The 19594-nt window shown below is 38.0% G+C and carries 18 protein-coding genes and 1 pseudogene; 15 read left to right on the forward strand and 4 right to left on the reverse strand.

Features of this window, described 5'->3' with window-relative positions; all coding sequences use genetic code 11:
- Positions 1-58: 58 nt before the first annotated feature.
- From AHMF7616_RS00610 to rpsF, 4 genes are all read right to left on the reverse strand, one after another.
- Positions 59-1045 carry a GSCFA domain-containing protein gene (locus AHMF7616_RS00610; RefSeq protein WP_115371126.1) on the reverse strand — a complete coding sequence of 329 codons (987 nt, stop codon included), beginning with the start codon at positions 1043-1045 and terminating at the stop codon, positions 59-61.
- A 183-nt stretch (positions 1046-1228) separates the two neighbouring features.
- On the reverse strand, positions 1229-1672 hold the full coding sequence (gene rplI / locus AHMF7616_RS00615; protein ID WP_115371127.1) for a 50S ribosomal protein L9: 444 nt from the start codon (positions 1670-1672) through the stop codon (positions 1229-1231).
- 15 nt (positions 1673-1687) lie between these two features.
- Positions 1688-1939, reverse strand: coding sequence for a 30S ribosomal protein S18 (rpsR, locus tag AHMF7616_RS00620; protein WP_115371128.1), 252 nt, complete (start codon positions 1937-1939; stop codon positions 1688-1690).
- The gene (rpsF, locus tag AHMF7616_RS00625) at positions 1936-2316 is read right to left on the reverse strand and encodes a 30S ribosomal protein S6 (RefSeq protein ID WP_115371129.1); all 381 of its coding nucleotides are present in this window, start codon (positions 2314-2316) and stop codon (positions 1936-1938) included. Before rpsF ends, rpsR begins: the two co-directional genes overlap by 4 nt.
- 813 nt (positions 2317-3129) lie before the next feature.
- Here rpsF and AHMF7616_RS00630 point away from each other — a divergent pair.
- From AHMF7616_RS00630 to AHMF7616_RS00700, 15 genes and pseudogenes are all read left to right on the forward strand, one after another.
- On the forward strand, positions 3130-4443 hold the full coding sequence (locus AHMF7616_RS00630; protein WP_115371130.1) for a c-type cytochrome: 1314 nt from the start codon (positions 3130-3132) through the stop codon (positions 4441-4443).
- 47 nt (positions 4444-4490) lie between these two features.
- On the forward strand, positions 4491-7511 hold the full coding sequence (locus AHMF7616_RS00635; protein WP_115371131.1) for a TAT-variant-translocated molybdopterin oxidoreductase: 3021 nt from the start codon (positions 4491-4493) through the stop codon (positions 7509-7511).
- An 87-nt stretch (positions 7512-7598) separates the two neighbouring features.
- A complete protein-coding gene (gene nrfD / locus AHMF7616_RS00640; RefSeq protein WP_115371132.1) occupies positions 7599-9026 on the forward strand; it encodes an NrfD/PsrC family molybdoenzyme membrane anchor subunit in 1428 nt (475 codons plus the stop codon).
- Complete coding sequence (locus AHMF7616_RS00645) at positions 9019-9546, forward strand: DUF3341 domain-containing protein (protein ID WP_115371133.1); 528 nt, start codon at positions 9019-9021, stop codon at positions 9544-9546. Before nrfD ends, AHMF7616_RS00645 begins: the two co-directional genes overlap by 8 nt.
- Entirely contained in the window at positions 9546-10226 is a 681-nt protein-coding gene (locus tag AHMF7616_RS00650; RefSeq protein ID WP_115371134.1) for a c-type cytochrome, read from the forward strand. Before AHMF7616_RS00645 ends, AHMF7616_RS00650 begins: the two co-directional genes overlap by 1 nt.
- A 46-nt stretch (positions 10227-10272) precedes the next feature.
- Positions 10273-11541, forward strand: coding sequence for a quinol:cytochrome C oxidoreductase (locus AHMF7616_RS00655; protein ID WP_115371135.1), 1269 nt, complete (start codon positions 10273-10275; stop codon positions 11539-11541).
- A gap of 293 nt (positions 11542-11834) precedes the next feature.
- Positions 11835-12611 carry a cytochrome c oxidase subunit II gene (locus tag AHMF7616_RS00660; protein ID WP_115371136.1) on the forward strand — a complete coding sequence of 259 codons (777 nt, stop codon included), beginning with the start codon at positions 11835-11837 and terminating at the stop codon, positions 12609-12611.
- Between the two features lie 97 nt (positions 12612-12708).
- Positions 12709-14543, forward strand: a pseudogene (locus AHMF7616_RS00665) (cytochrome c oxidase subunit I).
- Between the two features lie 9 nt (positions 14544-14552).
- A complete protein-coding gene (locus AHMF7616_RS00670; RefSeq protein WP_115371137.1) occupies positions 14553-15626 on the forward strand; it encodes a COX15/CtaA family protein in 1074 nt (357 codons plus the stop codon).
- A 44-nt stretch (positions 15627-15670) separates the two neighbouring features.
- Positions 15671-16522: a heme o synthase gene (cyoE, locus tag AHMF7616_RS00675; RefSeq protein ID WP_233507223.1), complete on the forward strand. Its 852-nt coding sequence runs from the start codon at positions 15671-15673 to the stop codon at positions 16520-16522.
- Between the two features lie 11 nt (positions 16523-16533).
- Entirely contained in the window at positions 16534-17118 is a 585-nt protein-coding gene (locus AHMF7616_RS00680) for a cytochrome c oxidase subunit 3 (protein WP_115371139.1), read from the forward strand.
- Positions 17119-17188: 70 nt separating this feature from the next.
- Positions 17189-17947 (forward strand): cytochrome c oxidase subunit 3, encoded by a 759-nt coding sequence (locus AHMF7616_RS00685; RefSeq protein WP_115371140.1) that lies wholly within the window; start codon positions 17189-17191, stop codon positions 17945-17947.
- 87 nt (positions 17948-18034) lie between these two features.
- A complete protein-coding gene (locus tag AHMF7616_RS00690; protein WP_115371141.1) occupies positions 18035-18382 on the forward strand; it encodes a cytochrome C oxidase subunit IV family protein in 348 nt (115 codons plus the stop codon).
- 69 nt (positions 18383-18451) lie between these two features.
- Positions 18452-19066, forward strand: coding sequence for an SCO family protein (locus AHMF7616_RS00695; protein ID WP_233507224.1), 615 nt, complete (start codon positions 18452-18454; stop codon positions 19064-19066).
- On the forward strand, positions 19056-19589 hold the full coding sequence (locus tag AHMF7616_RS00700) for a DUF420 domain-containing protein (protein ID WP_115371143.1): 534 nt from the start codon (positions 19056-19058) through the stop codon (positions 19587-19589). Before AHMF7616_RS00695 ends, AHMF7616_RS00700 begins: the two co-directional genes overlap by 11 nt.
- Positions 19590-19594 lie beyond the last annotated feature (5 nt).

Below are 19594 nucleotides of genomic sequence, written 5' to 3' on the forward strand. Positions count from 1 at the left end.
TTACATTAAGCAAAAAGACAAATAGTACCAGTAGAGCTACATACGAAAGAATCTGGTTTTAGCCCGTAGTTATTCTATTTTTTACCTCCAAAATTTCGGACTGGCAGTCAATCTGAGTGGCTAAAGTTTCTAGCTGAATTAACAGTTTTTTTAAAAAAAGTTGATGGCTAACCGATGCAGGATGAAATGGTTTGTGCGCTAAGGCCTGCCGAACCTTATCCCATTGCAAAGCGAACTGCTGAAAATCTGAATCGAAATACGCAACTTTGAATTTCTCCCAGATATAATCTTCGGCTACTTCCGAGGGGTGAATCATATCGGGTTTATAAAACCGGTAATCCCGTAAATCATCCAGCATCAGCTCATAAGCTGGGAAATATTCTACAGCGGCATATTGCATACTAAGTTCATAGCAGGCTACCCGCAAAATAGATTTACTCACGCTATTGCCCACTATCGTTTCTTTTAAGTGCCGCACCGGGCTAACCGTTAAAATAATCCGGACTGGTGCATTTACCTCCAACAAGGCTTTGTAGAATAAGCTGAAGGCGGTAGTAATTTCGGAAACAGATAACACACGTTTCTCAAACTGCGATTGCGGTATTTTATGGCAATTAGCAACTAATCGATTACTAGCCTGATGAATGTATCCAACAGCGGTACCAAAAGTTAAAATCAAAGTATTTGCTTGTTGTAAGAAGGCGTTGGTTTGCGTTAAGGTTTGATTAATGCGGGATAAAAGTTCGGTTTGCGAAGTAAAAGCAAAAGAAGAATGAAAATCATACGCTAACCATAAATCTGCCCGCTGAACCAACTCGCCGGTGAATTTCGGCTGCGGCTTTAAAGAAGTCTGTAATAAATTAAAAAGAGAGATTGGGTTGAAAATAGTACCAAATGGATTTACTAAGGCCGCTAACTTGTATTGCATTAATTTTTGACCAATTACTTCCGCAAAGCAAGACCCTGCCGTAAAAATACTAGATTGTAAGGTTAATAGTTTTCCCGTAGTTTGGGGAAGAAGTTCGGTACGGAAAGAAGTTGCCATACGGTAAAGGTAATTTTTTAAAGAAGGTTATAAACTAATTGTACAAGAGTAATAAGCCGCTATTTAATCAAGAAAGTTGCATTTCAACAAAGCTGGTTTTAAAGAGGCTAGTGTAGGAAAAATTTAAAAAAAAAGTCCTGCTGAAGATCTCAGCAGGACTTTTTTTAAATTTTTTAATTTTATTTATTCTGCCACTACGTTAAAACGTACAGAATGCTTTACTTCTTTGTGCAAGGCAACAGAAGCGGTGTACTCCCCAGCCGCTTTTACTTCTTGATCGAAAGAAATTTTCTTGCGATCTACTTCAATACCTTTAGCTCGTAAAGCTTCAGATAATTGGGTAGTAGTAACCGCCCCAAAAATTTTACCGCTTTCGCCTACTTTGGCCCGCAATTCAAATACCTGGTCACCAATTTGGTCCGCAATTGCTTGCGCATCTAACTTAACTTTCTCGGCTTTATGCGATGCCTGACGAATGTTTTCCGCTACAATCTTTTTATTGGTTTTATCCGCCATTACCGCTATTCCTTGCGGAATAAGGTAGTTACGACCATAACCTGGTTTTACTTCTACGATATCGTTTTTAAAGCCTAAGCCTTTAACGTCGTCTTTTAATATAACTTCCATTTGTCTCGGGCCTCCTTATTTTAACGAATCTGCAACATACGGTAAAATAGCCAAATGGCGGGCACGGGCTACTGCCTGCGCTACCCGGCGCTGAAACTTCAGGCTAGTACCGGTAATCCGGCGAGGCAATACTTTACCTTGTTCGTTCACAAATTTTAATAAAAAGTTACCATCTTTATAATCGATATACTGAATACCGTTTTTCTTAAAGCGGCAGTATTTTTTGCGGGTATCCTGCTTGTGGATTTTTTCGTTAACTAAACTCATGATGCTTGGGCCTCCTTCTCTCTTTTAGCAGCTTTCTGCTGATTCATTTCGCCATTACGCCGACGCTCGTTGTACGATAAAGCGTGTTTGTCTAAAACCGTGGTTAAAAACCGCACTACTTTCTCATCCCTTCGGTAAGCAACTTCCAACTGATCTACAATCTCAGCCGGACCTCTAAACTCCATCAGGATATAAAAACCAGTTGATTTTTTCTGAATCGGATAGGCTAACTTCCGTAACCCCCAGTTTTCTTCATGAATAATTTCGGCGCTATTTTCCTTAAGCACCTGTCTGAACTTCTCGATCGTTTCTTGTACCTGGGCTTCGTTGAGCAACGGAGTCAGGATAAAGACCGTTTCGTAATTTTTTAATACCATTTGGCTTAAAATTTTTAATTTTTAGTTAAGGGCGCAAATATAAGAATAAATATTTTAATAACAAGCTGATATACTACTTAATACAAGCAACTACTTACAAGACTCTATCTTCGTTTAAAAATTTGAATAAGTTATACAACAAATAATGCTGCTACTCCTAATTATAGGTTCATAAAGCTCCACCCAAAGTGGACGGAAAAATAATTTGTATAAGCAATCAACTTCTCTGAAAATTTTACCTAAATAAGGCTAGCAAATCTGCTTAAATACAGAATGGCAAGCCTTACCTTTTTTGTTGATATAAACCAAGCGCAAAAAAAACAGTAAATATTTAATTATAATCAATAGGGTAAGAACCGCCTGGCCAACTCAACTACTTAGTTTTTATGCTTTTGCTAAGTATTGTTTATTTTGCTAAAAAAACGAACAAAAATAAGGTTATGAAGGTTGATATAACAGATAATAATGCTAAAGAATGTGGTAAACGATTAAAATAATGTTGTTCAGCATATATAGGAAAGATATTGTTTAAGTCTAACAATTATTATTTCTAATTTCCCAGACCCTCCCGCAAATGGCTAAATATTTTTAAATTATAATCTTTGATTTTTACATGTTTTATAATTTAAAGCTATTCTAAATAATGTAGTTTAATGGCCTTTGTTTATTGGTAATCAACAATTTAAATAACTGCAATTAGAGCATCCGGAATAAGGTTCAAAAATCTAGATTATTATGTTTGAATAATAAGATTCGCATAGTAGATTTGTGCCCATATTGTAGTTCCATCTTACTAAAAAAGCGATCCTGGCTATGATTAGCTGTAAAATCAAATCAACATATTCGTTCTTTTTCTTTCTTTTATTTTTTCTTTTTACTGCGTTTTCTTCTTTTGCTCAAGGTGAGCAAGCTTCTATTGCGCAAGATGGCCTTACTGCCGGTACGGCTACGGGCGATGATGCCGTAGCAGCCGCAGGAGAAACTTTATTTAAAAATAACTGCTCTTCTTGCCATGCGATTGGTGAGAAAGTAGTAGGGCCAGCTTTACGTGATGTGCAGAAGCGGCATAAATTGCCTTGGCTAATTAGCTGGATTCGTAACTCCAGCCAAATGGTGCAAAAGGGTGATAAAGAGGCCGTGGCATTATTTAATGAGTACGACAAGCAGCAGATGCCCAGCTTTGCTTTCTCTGACGATCAGATCACTTCTATACTTAAATATATTGAGAAAGCAAGTGCTGCTCCGGCTGCTTTACCTGCTGATCCGGCCACTGGTGGTTCTGGGGTAGCGCAAGGCGGGACAGATGGACCTGGTGGAGGAACTGCCGCTGCTGGCGCAGGGGCGGCCGGAAAATACCTGGATTACGTCCTAATTGCGCTTATAGTAGTACTTATTGTAATGGTTATTACCTTGTTAATAATTGCTAATATTCTAAGCGGCTATTTACGAGGTAAAAAAGACTTAGATGGCCGGGATATAGAGCTGGTTGACCAACGTTTTGATTTTTCAAAAGTTTATAAATCCAGAGCCGTTCAAGTTATTGTAGGGTTAATTTTTACAGTGATAGTTTTGGATGCTGCTATCGAAGAAACTTATGGGGTAGGTATTCAACAAGGATATCAACCTACGCAGCCAATTGCTTTTTCGCACGCCCAACACGCTGGTCAGCACGAGATTAATTGTAATTACTGCCATACTTCGGTTTATAAAAGCAAAAATGCCAATATTCCTTCGGCAAACATCTGTATGAACTGCCACAGCCAGATTAAAAAGGAGTCGCCGGAAATACAAAAAATATACCGAGCTATTGAAAACAACAAACCTATTGAATGGGTTCGGGTGCACAACTTGCCTGATTTAGCGTATTTCAATCATTCGCAGCATACACAAGTTGGAAAAATAGAATGTCAGACTTGCCACGGACCTATCCAAACAATGAATGTGGTTTATCAGTATTCGCCGCTTACCATGGGTTGGTGTATAAACTGTCACCGCGAAACCCCTTTAAATACCGAAGGTAATAAATATTACGATAATCTGGTAAAACTGCATGATCAGGCCAATAAAGGAGCAGCATTCACGGTGTCATCTAACGGTGGTACCGAGTGTTCTAAATGCCATTATTAATCCTAATCTGAGTTAAATTTAGAATCCGAGTTTTCTTTATTATATATATGCAAGAAACAATTAAGTACTGGAAAGGGCTGGAAGAGCTCGAAAATACTCCCGAATTCAATAAAACAAAGCATAATGAGTTTGCTGAATTCCTTCCGGTAAAAGAAACAAATCAAGCAACAAATAAGGAAGTAGCGCCTCGCCGTGATTTCCTCAAATTATTAGGATTTGGAATTGCGGCAACTACCCTTGCTTCTTGTGAAGCTCCTGTTAGAAGGGCTATTCCTTACTTAAATAAGCCCGAAGAAGTTGATCCAGGTATAGCCAACTGGTATGCCTCTACTTATTTCGTAGGCAGTGATTACAACAGCGTTATAGTTAAAACCCGCGAAGGTCGGCCCATTAAATTAGAAGGTAACACTCTTTCACCGGTTACCAAAGGTGGATTAAGTGCTCGGGCTCAAGCTTCTGTTTTAAGTTTATATGATAAAAATCGTTTAAAAGCTCCCTTAGCTGGTGGTAAACCAGCTACCTGGGAAAAAGTAGATGGCGAAATTACTTCTAAGTTAAGAAGTGTACGAGGTAAAGTTGCTATCGTTTCTAATACTATTATCAGTCCTACTACAAAGCGGGCAATTGCCGAATTTGGAAGAAAGTTTACTTCGTTTGAACATGTTATGTATGATCCGAATTCTGCTTCGGGACTTTTAAAAGCAAATGGTGGCGTTATTCCGGGTTTTGATTTTAGTAAAGCCAGAGTAATTGTAAGTATAAGTGCTGATTTCCTGGGAACCTGGTTATCTCCAGTAGAATACGCCAAGCAGTATATTACTACCCGCAAGGTAAGTAAGACAAATCCTACCATGTCTCGGCATTATCAATTCGAGTCGATGCTTACCTTAACCGGCGCTAATGCGGATATACGCGTACCAGTAAAACCATCAGAACAAAGTTTGGTGGTAGCTGCATTGTATAACAGAATCGTCAGCCAACCAATTAATACTCCGGCTTACAATAATGCCCGTTTAGATGCCGCGGCTAAAGAGTTGCTGGCTAATAAAGGGGCAGCTTTAGTAGTTGCCGGATCTAATGACCCTGCGGTACAAATGTTAGTTGCCGAAATTAACCGGACCTTAGGGGCAGAAGGTACTACTATAGGTACCACTCCTTCGCTGGTACGTCAAGGAGATGATGCGAGTATGATTCGGTTAATCAATGAAATGAATGCTGGTACTATAGGAGCTATTATTTTCTATGGCGCTAATCCAATTTACGATCACCCGCAATCTGAAAAAATACTAAGTGGAATACAAAAAGTGCCGTTAAGTATTGCTCTTACAGATCGCATAGACGAAACGGCGACACGGGTGGCTTATGTTTGCCCGGATCACAATTATTTAGAATCTTGGAACGATTTTGAACCAAAGCGCGGTCAGTTTAGCTTCTCTCAACCTGCTATATCACCTTTATTTCAAACGCGCCAGGCTCAGGAAAGCTTGTTAAGATGGTCGGGGAACAATACTTCTTATTACGACTATTTACAAAATAATTGGCGCGGAGTATTTGGTTCCCAGGCGGCTTGGGATAAAGCAATCCATGATGGGGTTTATTCCGGTACAGGTGTTAGTAGCCCAGGTACAACCACTCCAACTGCTCCCGCTATGACTATTGCAGCAGCAGCCGTTTCTATTAATAAAGCAGCTAGTGCAGCAAGCAGAGGAATTGAAGCGGTTATCTACGAGAAAGTAAATATTGGTCCAGGTCGCGAGGCAAATAATCCTTGGTTACAAGAAAACCCTGATCCTATCACCAAAGCTACTTGGGATAATTATGTAACACTTCCACGGACTTTGGCAGTGGAGATGGGAGTAGAGCAAAATGACATTTTAAGTGTAAGTGCTAACGGTGTAACATTTGAGTTACCTGCTCTAATCCAACCAGGTCAGGCTAAAGGTTCTGTGGGGATTGCTACAGGGTATGGCCGTACGCAGGCAGGACCAGCGGCAAACGGAGTAGGTGCTAACGCTTATAAATTGATATCAGTTAATAATAATGGATTAGTTTACGGAAATACGGTAAGCTTAAAGAAAACAGGTGCTCAAAAACCAATTGCTCAAACGCAAACGCACCATACCATTATGGATCGTTTGGTCGTTCAGGAGTCTACTTTAGATAAGTATAAGAAAGATCCTAAAAGTGTAACGGAGTATATCAAAATTGCGACACCAGAAGGTGCTCAGACTCCTGCTAAAGTTTCATTGTGGCAGGATTACGAATATAAAAATCACCATTGGGGAATGGTGATCGACCTGAACTCTTGTATCGGTTGTACATCTTGTTCTGTAGCTTGCCAAGTAGAAAACAACATAGCGGTAGTAGGAAAACAAGAGGTTTTAAATCGTCGCGAAATGCATTGGTTACGTATCGACCGCTATTATAGCAGTGATGCACATAAAACGGATGAGGGTAAAGGTACGGTTGAGAAATACCACGCGATGGAAGAGCCATCCGAAAATCCATCAGTTATTTTCCAGCCAATGCTTTGCCAGCACTGTAATCATGCTCCTTGCGAAACGGTTTGTCCGGTGGCGGCAACTATGCACAGTTCAGAAGGTATTAACCAAATGGTGTATAACCGTTGTGTAGGCACGCGTTACTGTGCCAACAACTGCCCATATAAAGTCCGTCGTTTTAACTGGTTTGCATACTACGACAATGAAAAATTTGCTGAACAAAATCCACAAATGAATTCTGATTTGGGTCGGATGGTATTAAATCCAGACGTAACTGTCCGGGCTCGTGGGGTGATGGAAAAATGCAGTTTCTGCGTACAGCGTATTCAGCTAGGTAAACTAGAAGCTAAAAAGCAAAACCGTCGTCCGAAAGATGGTGAAATCATTACAGCCTGTGCTCAATCTTGTCCAACAAATGCCATTGTATTTGGCGATATGAAGGATCCAGATAGCCAAGTTTCTCAAATTTTACGGGAGCAGCAAGGCGAAAGAGCTTTCCATGTGTTGGAAGAAATTAATGTACAGCCAAACGTTACTTATTTAACTAAAATCAGAAATTTAGTTTAATAAGTAAAGTAGTTTAGTAGACAGTAGTTGCGATTGTTCGTAAGATTACAATGGAAGAATTAGAATAAGAAACAATAAATTAAGCATATGCAGCACGTATCTCCGATAAGGGAACCTCTTGTAACAGGAGGGAAAACATACCACGACATCACCGAAGATGTTAGCCGGCAGGTAGAAGCGAAACCGAATATTCGCTGGGCAATCGCTTTAGCCGTAGCCTTATTTTTTTTAGGTATATTTATTTACTCTGTTTATCGGACTCTGTGGTACGGTATCGGAGAATGGGGATTGAATAAAACAGTAGGTTGGGCTTGGGACATTACCAACTTTGTATGGTGGGTAGGTATTGGCCACGCCGGTACGCTTATTTCCGCCATTTTATTATTATTTCGCCAAAAGTGGAGAAGTTCTATTAACCGCGCTGCAGAAGCAATGACAATCTTTGCGGTAATTTGTGCCGCCATGTTCCCCGTATTACACATGGGGCGTCCTTGGTTAGCCTATTGGGTATTACCCTTACCTAACACATTTGGTTCCTTGTGGGTTAACTTTAACTCTCCCTTACTCTGGGACGTATTTGCAATCTCGACTTACTTTACTGTTTCGTTGGTGTTTTGGTATTTAGGTTTAGTACCGGATTTCGCTACCATTCGGGATAGGGCAACTGGCCCAATTGCTCGTAGAGCTTATGCTTTATTAAGTTTAGGTTGGAAAGGTTCTGCTAAGCATTGGTCGCGTTACGAAACTGTTTCCTTAATTCTAGCGGGCGTTTCCACTCCCTTAGTGCTTTCCGTACACACTATTGTTTCCATGGACTTTGCAACGGCTGTTATTCCTGGGTGGCATACCACTATATTCCCTCCATACTTTGTGGCGGGTGCAATCTTCTCGGGATTTGCAATGGTGTTAACCCTTATGATTATTACCCGGGATGTGTTCCGTTTAAAAGATTATATCACCTTGGAACATATTGAATCCATGAATAAAGTAATTATTCTGACAGGTTCAATAGTAGGGGTTGCATACATCACGGAGTTCTTTATCGCCTGGTACTCTGGGGTAGAGTATGAACAATACGCATTTATCAATCGGGCTACCGGACCATATTGGTGGGCTTATTGGTCCATGATGACTTGTAACGTAATTACACCCCAGCTTTTCTGGATACGCAAGATTAGAAGAAGCATTGTAGCTACTTTTATCATTACCATATTTGTGAATATAGGAATGTGGTTCGAGCGATTTGTAATCATTGTAACCTCCCTACACCGCGATTATTTGCCATCCAGTTGGGTAATGTTCTCACCAAGTAAAATAGATGTAGGAATATATGTGGGTACACTGGGTTTATTTTTTACTTTATTCCTACTGTTTGCAAAGTACTTTCCGGTGATAAACATGTTTGAAGTTAAAACAATTTTAAAATCATCCTCTGGTGTACCGCATTCTTTGGAACCAGAAAAATCAATGCACGCTACAACACCTGTAACCCACCATAACAAGCATCATGACTAATAAAAAGTTTATTCTGGGCGTATTTGAAGATGAAGAAGTACTCCTTCATGCCATCGAAAATATAAGATGCGCAGGTACCAAAATCTATGAAGTATTTTCGCCTTTTCCGGTACACGGAATTGACGATGTTTTAGGAATTAAGCGTTCTCGGTTACCCATAGCGGCATTTCTATATGGATGTGGTGGACTTGCTTTTGCTTTGTGGATGCAAATTTATATGATGGGATTTGACTGGCCGATGATTATTGGAGGTAAACCGCATATAGCTCTACCATCTTTTATTCCGGTAAGTTTTGAGTTAACTGTATTTTGTACAGCTCATGGTATGGTAATTACATTCTTAATTGTATGTGGGTTATATCCACGAATGAAAGTGCCAGTGTTAGATGTACGGTCTACGGACGATAAGTTTGTAATGGCCATTGAAGTAAAAGATGGGGTAACTGATATAAATAAAGTAAATGACCTGCTTCGCTCTAATGGAGCTATTGAAGTGAATCAGAAGGAGGTAGAAGAATAATGAAAAATAAATTAGAAGATATACTAAGAACATCTTTCGTAATCTTTGTATCTGTGTCCATGTTCGCCTGTAACAAAGGGCCTAATGATACGGGAACTCAATATGCACCGCAAATGTACGATGACCCTGCTTACGAAGCTTTGAAGCAAGTAGATTACAACAAAGTAAATCCGGGTCGAATGAATATGCGGGTGCCGGCTAAAAATACCATACCTAGAGGCAAATTAGCTTATTTTAACCACATACCTAAAAACGATAGCTTAAATCAAGCCGATGCACTTAAAAATCCTTTGGTAGCCAACGATCAGGTGCTGGAAGAGGGTCAAGTTTTGTATGAAAGATTTTGCCAGCATTGTCATGGAGCAGAAGGCAGAGGTGATGGTTTAGTAGGACAGAAATTCAAAGGGGTAGCCAACTTACAATCAGATGCATTAAAAGCGGCAACGATGGGGCATATATATCACGTAATTACTAATGGTAAAGGTCGTATGTTGCCGCACGGATCTCAAGTGAATCCTGAGGAACGGTGGAAAATTGCATTATACGTAAAAAATGTGTTGCAAGGAGCAGGCGAGCAATCAACACAGGTGAGTGGTGAAGCAGCAACAGAAGCTTCTTCAAAAGACGGAGACAATATCCAACAAGCAACCGGAACCCCAAACACTACTGAAACAGAATAACTAACCAAGTTCTAATAGTTAAACACAAGCGTAAATTTTACTGATAATGTTAGAAGAAAGATTGAATATTTCTAAAAGAACAAACAACCGGTTCTACATGATGATTGGGCTAGGTTTGGTGCTGCTTATTTTGGGAATATTTTTAACAAATAGTGGTGGCGCGCATCACGGTAGCGGCGAACACGAAGCTGCTAATGCAGCAGGTCATCATGCTATTACCTGGAAGAATCGCTTATTCGCGAACTTATGGCTAAATAATGTTTACTTCACTGGTATAGCTGTAATAGGTTTGTTTTTTACCGCTGTACAATATGTGGCATATGCAGGTTGGTCAGTTCTGATTAAACGTGTACTAGAAGCACTTAGCTATTATTTGCCAGTAGGTGGGGTAGTAATGTTAGCAGTTTTCTTGTTAGGTCAGCATCAATTATTTCACTGGACGGATCATACTTTATATGAAGTAGGTAATCCAAACTATGATCCGATCATTGCAGGTAAAGCCGGATTTTTAAATATTCCGTTCTATTTGATAAGAATGGTAGGTTATTTTGCCTTATGGATCATATTTTTCCTGTGGATGCGGAAGCAATCTCTTGCAGAAGACTTAGAAGGTGGTCTGGAATATTATAATAAAAGTATCCGAATAGGAGCCATGTTCTTGGTTATATTTGGAGTTACTTCTTCCTTATCTGCTTGGGACTGGGTACTTTCTGTAGATACTCATTGGTTTAGCACTATGTTCGGCTGGTATGTTTTTGCAAGCTGGTTTGTTTCAGGGTTAGCGGCAACAACATTAACGGTAATTGTTTTAAAACAGAATGGCTATTTGCAAATGGTGAATGCAAATCACCTGCACGATTTAGGTAAATTTGTGTTTGCTTTTAGTATTTTTTGGACGTATGTGTGGTTCTCCCAATTTATGCTTATCTGGTATGCAAATTTACCAGAAGAGTCAATCTACTTCATGGAAAGGTTAAGTGGTTATCAAGACCATTATACCTGGATCTTCTTTGTTAACTTAATTGTAAACTTTGTGTTCCCATTCCTTGTTTTAATGACAAGAGATGCCAAACGCCAAATGATTATGTTAAAATTAGTTTGTATAGCAATTTTAGTGGGTCATTGGTTAGATTTTTATCTAATGATTATGCCAGGTACTTTACGTGGTGAAAGTGGTTTTGGATTAATAGAATTGGGTGCCGCACTTACTTTCCTTGGTATATTTTTATTGACTTTCACTAGAGGATTAAGTAAAGCTTCCTTGGTTCCGATAAATCACCCGTTCCTGGAAGAAAGTGTTCACCATACCGTTTAAGCCAAAAATTAAAAACATTCTATAATGATTACATTCGCTATAGTATTATCAATAATTCTAATTGGGATAATTTTAGCTTTACTCTTTCGAATACAAATACTGGCATCTATTTTTAATGGCAGTTTTCAAAAAAGAGCAGGTAAGAGTAATAAAATTAATGCCATTTTTCTGTTACTTTTTTAATTTTAGGTGGAGCAGCATTTATTTGGTCTTTCCAAAATGCAGAAGAACGTATTCACATTCCCGTCGGTTCTGTACATGGTGTGTGGATTGATGACATGTTCTGGTTAACGATGGTAGTAATTGGAATTGTGTTTGTGATTACTCAAATCCTTCTTTTCTATTACTCTTACCGGTACCAATATAAGGATGATAAAAGAGCTTATTTCTTTCCTCATAATAATAAATTAGAGATCATCTGGACAATGATTCCGGCTGTGGTTATGGCCTTGTTAGTCTTTAAAGGTTGGAAAACCTGGACAAAGATTACAGATCCGGCACCAAAAGAAGCAATGGTAGTGGAAGTTGTAGGAAAACAATTTAACTGGATTGTTCGGTATCCTGGTACCGATAATGCTTTAGGTAACGTAAGAACCAACTTGATTGATGCTACGAACGAATTAGGTATTGATTTTTCCGATCAAAGAAGTGTTGATGACATTGTACCAAGTGAAATTCATATACCAAAAGGCCGACCTGTATTGTTTAAAATTCGGTCGCGTGATGTAATTCACAGTTTCTATCTGCCTCATTTCCGGGCGCAGATGCACGCTGTACCTGGTATGCCAACAAAATTTTGGTTTGTGCCAACAAAGACTACAGCGGATATGGCGACAGAAACAGGAAATCCCGATTTTAAATACGAATTAGTTTGTAATCAAATCTGCGGAGCTAATCACTTTGCTATGCGAGCCGTTGTAATTGTAGATGAACCGGAAGATTACCAAAAATGGCTGGAAAGTCAAAAAGCATTTGTAGCGGATAAGCCTGATTTATTAAAAAACTTGAAAACACCCCAAGGAGTAGTTTTAGAATCAAAGGTGAAAAATGCTGAAAAAGCGTCATTGTAAACTAATTTAAAAATATAACTGCTCTTGCGAAGCTATTATATTTTAAGTTTAAAGAAATAGCGCAAGCAGTTAAATAGTAAACGAATAACAATTTTATATGTCAAGCACAGATATTTCTTTACACAATAATGTGCCAATTGCACATGAAGAGCATGATCATGACCACGATCATCATGACCAGCCATTTATTTTTAAATATATTTTTAGCCAAGACCATAAAGTAATTGCTAAACAGTTTCTGATTTCTGGAATTATTTGGGCATTCATTGGGGGGCATTGTCTAGTTTATTCCGTTTACAATTAGGTTGGCCTAATGAGACCATGCCTTTCCTAGAACCAATCTTAGGTAAATGGATTGAAGGTGGTAAATTAAATCAAGAGTTTTACTTGGCATTAGTTACAATGCACGGTACCATCATGGTTTTCTTTGTTTTAACAGCTGGTCTCAGCGGTACCTTTAGTAACTTTTTAATTCCGTTACAAATTGGAGCCCGCGATATGGCTTCCGGATTCTTGAACATGTTGTCGTACTGGTTCTTCTTTTTATCCAGTATGGTGATGTTCCTTTCCCTCTTTCTGGAAACTGGTCCTGCTTCTGCCGGATGGACGATATATCCTCCGTTAAGTGCTTTACCTCAAGCTATTCCTGGATCAGGTACAGGCATGACTATGTGGATAGTAGCTATGGCTTTGTTTATTGTTTCTTCTTTATTAGGAAGTATAAACTACATTTCTACCATTATCAACCTACGTACCGCTGGGATGTCGATGACTAAGTTGCCCCTAACTATTTGGGCATTTTTCTTAACGGCAATCTTGGGAGTTTTATCATTCCCAGTTTTATTTTCTGCCGTTCTGCTTTTAATTTTTGATCGATCTTTTGGTACAAGTTTTTACTTGTCTGATATCTATGTAGCAGGACAAGCTTTAACGAACACTGGTGGTAGCCCTATTTTGTTCCAACATTTATTTTGGTTCTTAGGCCACCCGGAAGTTTACATTGTTATTTTGCCAGGCTTCGGTATCGTATCTGAAATCATCGCTACAAACGCTCGCAAGCCAATATTTGGTTATCGGGCTATGATTGGCTCTATGCTAGGAATATCCATTTTATCATTTGTAGTATGGGCGCATCATATGTTTGTTTCTGGCATGAATCCGTTTTTAGGATCGGTTTTCATGTTCTTAACATTAATTATTGCCGTTCCATCGGCGGTTAAAGTGTTTAACTGGATTGCAACGCTCTGGCGGGGTAATATCATTTTCACACCAGCCATGTTATTCTCCATCGGTTTCGTCTCTTTATTTATTTCTGGTGGTTTAACTGGAATTATATTGGGTAACTCAGCATTGGATATTCAATTACATAATACCTATTTTGTTGTTGCCCACTTCCATTTAGTAATGGGATCATCGGCTTTCTTTGGCATGTTTGCTGGTGTTTATCATTGGTTTCCAAAGATGTTTGGTCGTATGATGGACGAAAAACTAGGTTATGCTCATTTCTGGTTAACCTTTTTAGGAGTATATTTAGTATTTTTACCCATGCATTATGTAGGTATTGCCGGATTCCCTAGACGATACTATTCCTGGACAGCTTTTGAGACTTTTAGCCAATTTGCGGACTTAAATATGTTTATAAGCTCGGCAGCAATTGTTGCTTGGTTTGCTCAATTTATTTTCCTCTTTAATTTTGTTTACAGTATATTCCGTGGAAGACGTGCTGTTGAGAATCCTTGGCGGTCAAATACATTAGAGTGGACTACACCAATCCATCCTGGACATGGTAACTGGCCAGGTGCTATTCCATCTGTTCACAGATGGCCTTATGATTATTCTAAACCGGGTGCGGAAGAGGATTATATACCACAAACAGTACCTTTTGCACAAACCAAGTCTTCTAACCTGCCTAATGAGAAGGAGCTTGAATAATTAAAATTTATGAGTAATGAATCTTTTATTTTTAAAAGATTTAGAAATATAGGAGTTCTAACAATTACTTCAGTATATTTTTTGATCTTGGTGGGAGGAGTCGTACGAAGCACTGGCTCAGGAATGGGTTGCCCGGATTGGCCTAAGTGTTTTGGTAGCTGGATTCCTCCTACTAATGTTAATCAATTGCCAAGTAATTATCTAGAGATTTATAAGAATAAGCGTATTCAAAAGAATGAAAAGCTTGCTGAAAAACTTAGTAAATTAGGATTTACCGAAGTAGCTGCAAATATTTTCTCACATCCATCTCAATATATAGAAACGGAGTTTAACGCAACTAAGACTTGGATTGAGTATTTAAACCGATTAGTGGGAGCTTTAATAGGTGTTTTTGTATTTCTTACCTTGCTTTTCTCTGTTTCTTATATAAATAAAGATAGAACTATATTCCATTTTTCTCTTTTGAGTTTCTTTATAGTTGGAATTCAAGGCTGGTTAGGGTCATTAGTGGTTTCCACAAATTTGTTGCCTATAATGGTTACAATTCATATGGCTTTAGCTTTAATATTAGTTGCAATCTTGATTTATGTAGTGACACGATCTCAAAAGAGCAGCTTTAAACAGCTAATTCAAACTTCAAACACTAAGATTTATTGGACTTTCTACTTAGTAATCTTTTTATCTTTTACTCAAATTCTTTTAGGTACTCAAGTACGGGAACTAATAGATGTAATTGCCTCAGAGCTGAATTATTCAGGACGTGAAACCTGGATAGGTAAATTAGGAACTCCCTTTTATATCCATCGTTCTTTTTCGGCGATTATCTTTTTGGTGAATGTGTATCTATGTTGGCAGCTTTATAACCTTCACGAAAATCAATTATTTAAATTAGCTAATAGTTTACTGGCCTGCATTGGTATTGAAATTATAGTAGGTACAATCTTAACATATTTTGCTATTCCAGCACCTTTACAACCGGTGCATTTAGTATTAGCTACTGTTTTGTTTGGGTTGCAATTTTACATGTTATTAGTTTATTATTACTTAACCCGAAGTCGGGTTTTAACAATGGCAATTAGATAATGTTGGTAGATAAAGTAGATCATAGATTGCCCACTTTGTTAGCTATGACGAAAGTAAAGCATTATTTCGGATTGTTAAAGTTTCGGTTATCCAGTACCGTAGCTTTTTCAAGTGCGATTGGGTATATGCTTGGAGAAGGGCACTTAGAATTGTTAAATGTTATACTTATTATGCTTGGCGGTTTCTTGGTTACGGGATCTGCAAATATCATAAACCAGATCTTAGAAAAAGACCTGGATAAATTAATGAAGCGTACAGCGCAACGACCATTGCCTACGGGCGCATTATCTGTTGCCGAAGCTGCTGTATTTTGTTGTATAATAGGAATAATTGGTATCAGTTTATTAGCTTTTTATTTTAATATTCTTACGGCAGTTTTAGCTTTAATGTCCTTAATTTTATACGGTTTTGTTTATACACCATTAAAAAGAATTTCTCCTATTTGTGTATTAGTTGGTGCAATACCGGGCGGTTTACCTCCCTTGTTAGGTTGGGTGGCTGCAACTGGGGTAATTAGTATAGAAGCCTGGATATTATTTGGTATTCAATTTACTTGGCAGTTTCCACATTTTTGGGCTATTGCCTGGGTGTTAGATGATGATTATAAAAGAGCAGGATTTAAAATGTTACCTATGGAAGGGGGTAAAAATTTAAAAACAGCCTTCCAGATAATGACTTACACATTGCTGCTTATACCTTTAAGTATGCTGCCACTGCAGTTCGGTATGACCGGTAAAACTTCGGCTATTATAGCTGTTTTATGCGGAGTCTTATTTTTAGCACAAACTCTTTATCTTATGCAGACTTGTTCGAAGAAAGCTGCTATGAGTATTATGTTTGGGTCCTTTTTATATTTACCAATTGTTCAAATTGCATTAGTATTAGATAAGCTTTAGATAGATAAGTGATGAACGCGAAAGCAATAGATGAAAGAACAACCACAACGGGAGTGCATCCGCTTAAATTTACATTGTGGTTATTAATAATGAGTATAATAATGATGTTTGCTGCATTTACAAGCGCTTACATTGTTCGTCGGGAAGAAGGAAACTGGTTAGAGTTTAATCTTCCTAATGGTTTAGTACTAAATACAGTTTTTATTGTGTTGAGTAGTATAACCATGCAATGGGCTTATATCTCAGCTAAAAAAGATAATTTGATTAACTTAAAGATTTCATTATTGATTACCTTTATTCTGGGATCCGTTTTCTTAGTGGGTCAATGGAATGTGTGGGGAGAATTAGTAATAAATAAAATATTTTTCGGTGGACCTACTGCAAATCCTTCTGGCTCATTTATGTATGTATTAACTGGTGTGCATGGATTTCACCTGATAACCGGATTACTATTTTTACTCATTGTGCTTATTTCTGCTTTCCAGTACAAGGTGCATTCTAAAAATTTGGTGAGAATGGAGCTATGTACTACTTATTGGCATTTTTTAAGTGCACTTTGGGTGTATCTTTACGTGTTTTTAGCAGTATACCATTAATAGTTATTTAGGGCAACATTGTCTATAAATTAGTATTAACATAAAAATTAGAATACTTAATAACCAAATTATGTCTAGCACAACATCTAGTTCAACAACTCTAGATCGGCCAAAAACAGGAACCTGGGATGGCGGCAATGAACCCATGAAAGCCAGTTATGGAAAACTCATGATGTGGTTTTTCTTGCTGTCGGACACCTTTACTTTTGCCGCTTTTTTAACTACTTACGGTTTAATCAGACACCGCCATTTGGCTTATATTGGAGCTCACGATAAATTCGTTTTTTCTAATGATTATTGGCCTATTCCGGATAAGGTTTTTAATGCTTTTCCTTTTTTTCACGGCATTGACTTGCCTTTAGCATTTGTGGCTTTAATGACCATGATTCTTATTCTATCTTCTGTTACGATGGTATTGGCAGTGGAGGCTGGGCATAGAATGGATAAAAAAGATGTTGAAAAATGGTTGTTGTGGACTATCTTATTTGGTTCTACTTTCTTAGGTTGCCAAGCATGGGAATGGACTCACTTTATAACCGGTACCGAAGCAGGATTAACTTTATACGATGGTTCAAAAATATTTGGTGCTAATCTTACCGTAAACCAATACGGTCCACCTTTATTCGCGGATCTTTTCTTTTTTATTACAGGCTTCCATGGCACTCACGTATTTAGTGGCATTGTATTATTGATTATAATGTTTATTATGGCTGTAAATGGCGCTTTCCAGAAAAGAGGTCATTATGAAATGGTGGAAAAAGTAGGCTTGTACTGGCACTTTGTAGATTTAGTTTGGGTATTTGTATTTACCTTCTTCTACTTAGTATAATAGAACTACTGTTCTCTACGTACATCAATATAATGGCTCACAAGTTAAGCTTGGAGTGTATAAAAAAATTTAAAAAAATATTAAGATATGGCTTCGCATTCACATCATTCAGACGAGGGAGAATATTCAGGTGATATTCCAGCCCCTCAAACCAAAGGTATTTGGCGTGTTTTTTTAATTTTATGTGTTCTTACAGCCATAGAATTTGCTTTTGCTTTTTTGATGGATCCAAGTACTTTACGGAATAGCATATTTATTGTGCTTACTTTATTTAAGGCGTTCTTTATTGTGGGAGAGTTTATGCACTTAAAGCACGAAACTAAGTCATTGATATGGAGTGTTTTAATTCCTACTGCTTTATTGGTCTGGCTTTTAATAGCTTTAATTACTGAAGGAACTTACTTTGGTGATAGTGTTTATAATTATTTAAAGTAATACGTTTATATGTCTCCTAAAAAGGTACTAATATTAGGTTTACTTTTATTAGTACCTATTTTTTTGTTTTTGTTTTTAAAAGGTTTTGGTACAAACCATTATTCTTTACAAACTTATTATCCGGAAATTGATTCCACAACAGAGTTGCCGGTAGTTAAAAGTGGTGATACTGTTTTTCAGAAAATACCTGATTTTCGATTTGTTTCGCAAGAAGGTAAAACGGTGACACAAGCCACCTTAAACAACAATGTTTACGTGGCTAACTTTTTTTTTGCATCTTGCCAGGATGTTTGTAAAAAAATGTCAGCACAAATGGTGCGGGTAAATGAAGCTTTTCGCAACAATCCTCAAGTAAAGCTTGTTTCTTATACAGTAGATCCGGAACGTGATTCAGTAGCTGTGTTAAAGCGGTATGCGGAGATGTATCAGGCTGACGCAGCTAAATGGTTATTTTTAACTGGTTCTAAAAAGGAACTTTATACCCTGGCTCAAAACGGTTATAAGGTAGCGGCAATGCAAGCGCCAGGCAGTGTTCCTGATTTTATACATTCTGAAAAATTAATATTAGTAGATAAAGGAAAGCATGTACGCGGCATTTACGATGGTACCAACTCGCAAGATGTTGACCGTTTGATTACCGAAATAACTGTGCTGTTGCACAGTTATCAGCAAAATGAAAAATAACGATCGGAAATATTTGATATTAATTACCATTCTCTCGGTGGTAGTTCCCTTATTAGTAGCTTTATTAATGTTTAAGCCGCAAACCGGTAGATTAGGAAATGTAGATGTAACTTTTTTGCCTAAACTGCATGCTTTATTAAACTCTTTAACCGCTATATCTTTGCTGATTGGCTATTCTTTTGTAAAAAGCAAAAATATTCGCGGCCATCGATTTGCTATGGTTACGGCATTTACTTTATCTGCTTTTTTTTTAATTTCTTACGTTACTTACCACTACCAAGCTGCTCCTACCAAATATGGAGGTGAAGGAACCCTCAAAACTATTTATTACGTTATATTAATAACCCATATAGTTTTAGCTGCCGTTATTGTTCCGCTAGTATTATTATCGTTGTATTTTGCGGTAAGTGAGCAGATAAATCGGCATCGTAAAATTGCTCGTTGGACCTTTCCTATTTGGTTGTATGTGGCGATTACGGGGGTGGTAGTGTATTTTATGATTGCTCCTTATTATCAGGTTTGATAAAA

The organism is Adhaeribacter pallidiroseus, assembly GCF_003340495.1.
Classification (GTDB): domain Bacteria; phylum Bacteroidota; class Bacteroidia; order Cytophagales; family Hymenobacteraceae; genus Adhaeribacter; species Adhaeribacter pallidiroseus.

Coding starts and splice junctions, on each gene's coding strand:
- AHMF7616_RS00610 (WP_115371126.1), bottom strand. CDS start 1,045: ATGGCAACTTCTTTCCGTACCGAACTTCTTCCCCAAACTACGGGAAAA.
- rplI (WP_115371127.1), bottom strand. CDS start 1,672: ATGGAAGTTATATTAAAAGACGACGTTAAAGGCTTAGGCTTTAAAAAC.
- rpsR (WP_115371128.1), bottom strand. CDS start 1,939: ATGAGTTTAGTTAACGAAAAAATCCACAAGCAGGATACCCGCAAAAAA.
- rpsF (WP_115371129.1), bottom strand. CDS start 2,316: ATGGTATTAAAAAATTACGAAACGGTCTTTATCCTGACTCCGTTGCTC.
- AHMF7616_RS00630 (WP_115371130.1), top strand. CDS start 3,130: ATGATTAGCTGTAAAATCAAATCAACATATTCGTTCTTTTTCTTTCTT.
- AHMF7616_RS00635 (WP_115371131.1), top strand. CDS start 4,491: ATGCAAGAAACAATTAAGTACTGGAAAGGGCTGGAAGAGCTCGAAAAT.
- nrfD (WP_115371132.1), top strand. CDS start 7,599: ATGCAGCACGTATCTCCGATAAGGGAACCTCTTGTAACAGGAGGGAAA.
- AHMF7616_RS00645 (WP_115371133.1), top strand. CDS start 9,019: ATGACTAATAAAAAGTTTATTCTGGGCGTATTTGAAGATGAAGAAGTA.
- AHMF7616_RS00650 (WP_115371134.1), top strand. CDS start 9,546: ATGAAAAATAAATTAGAAGATATACTAAGAACATCTTTCGTAATCTTT.
- AHMF7616_RS00655 (WP_115371135.1), top strand. CDS start 10,273: ATGTTAGAAGAAAGATTGAATATTTCTAAAAGAACAAACAACCGGTTC.
- AHMF7616_RS00660 (WP_115371136.1), top strand. CDS start 11,835: ATGGTAGTAATTGGAATTGTGTTTGTGATTACTCAAATCCTTCTTTTC.
- AHMF7616_RS00670 (WP_115371137.1), top strand. CDS start 14,553: ATGAGTAATGAATCTTTTATTTTTAAAAGATTTAGAAATATAGGAGTT.
- cyoE (WP_233507223.1), top strand. CDS start 15,671: ATGACGAAAGTAAAGCATTATTTCGGATTGTTAAAGTTTCGGTTATCC.
- AHMF7616_RS00680 (WP_115371139.1), top strand. CDS start 16,534: ATGAACGCGAAAGCAATAGATGAAAGAACAACCACAACGGGAGTGCAT.
- AHMF7616_RS00685 (WP_115371140.1), top strand. CDS start 17,189: ATGTCTAGCACAACATCTAGTTCAACAACTCTAGATCGGCCAAAAACA.
- AHMF7616_RS00690 (WP_115371141.1), top strand. CDS start 18,035: ATGGCTTCGCATTCACATCATTCAGACGAGGGAGAATATTCAGGTGAT.
- AHMF7616_RS00700 (WP_115371143.1), top strand. CDS start 19,056: ATGAAAAATAACGATCGGAAATATTTGATATTAATTACCATTCTCTCG.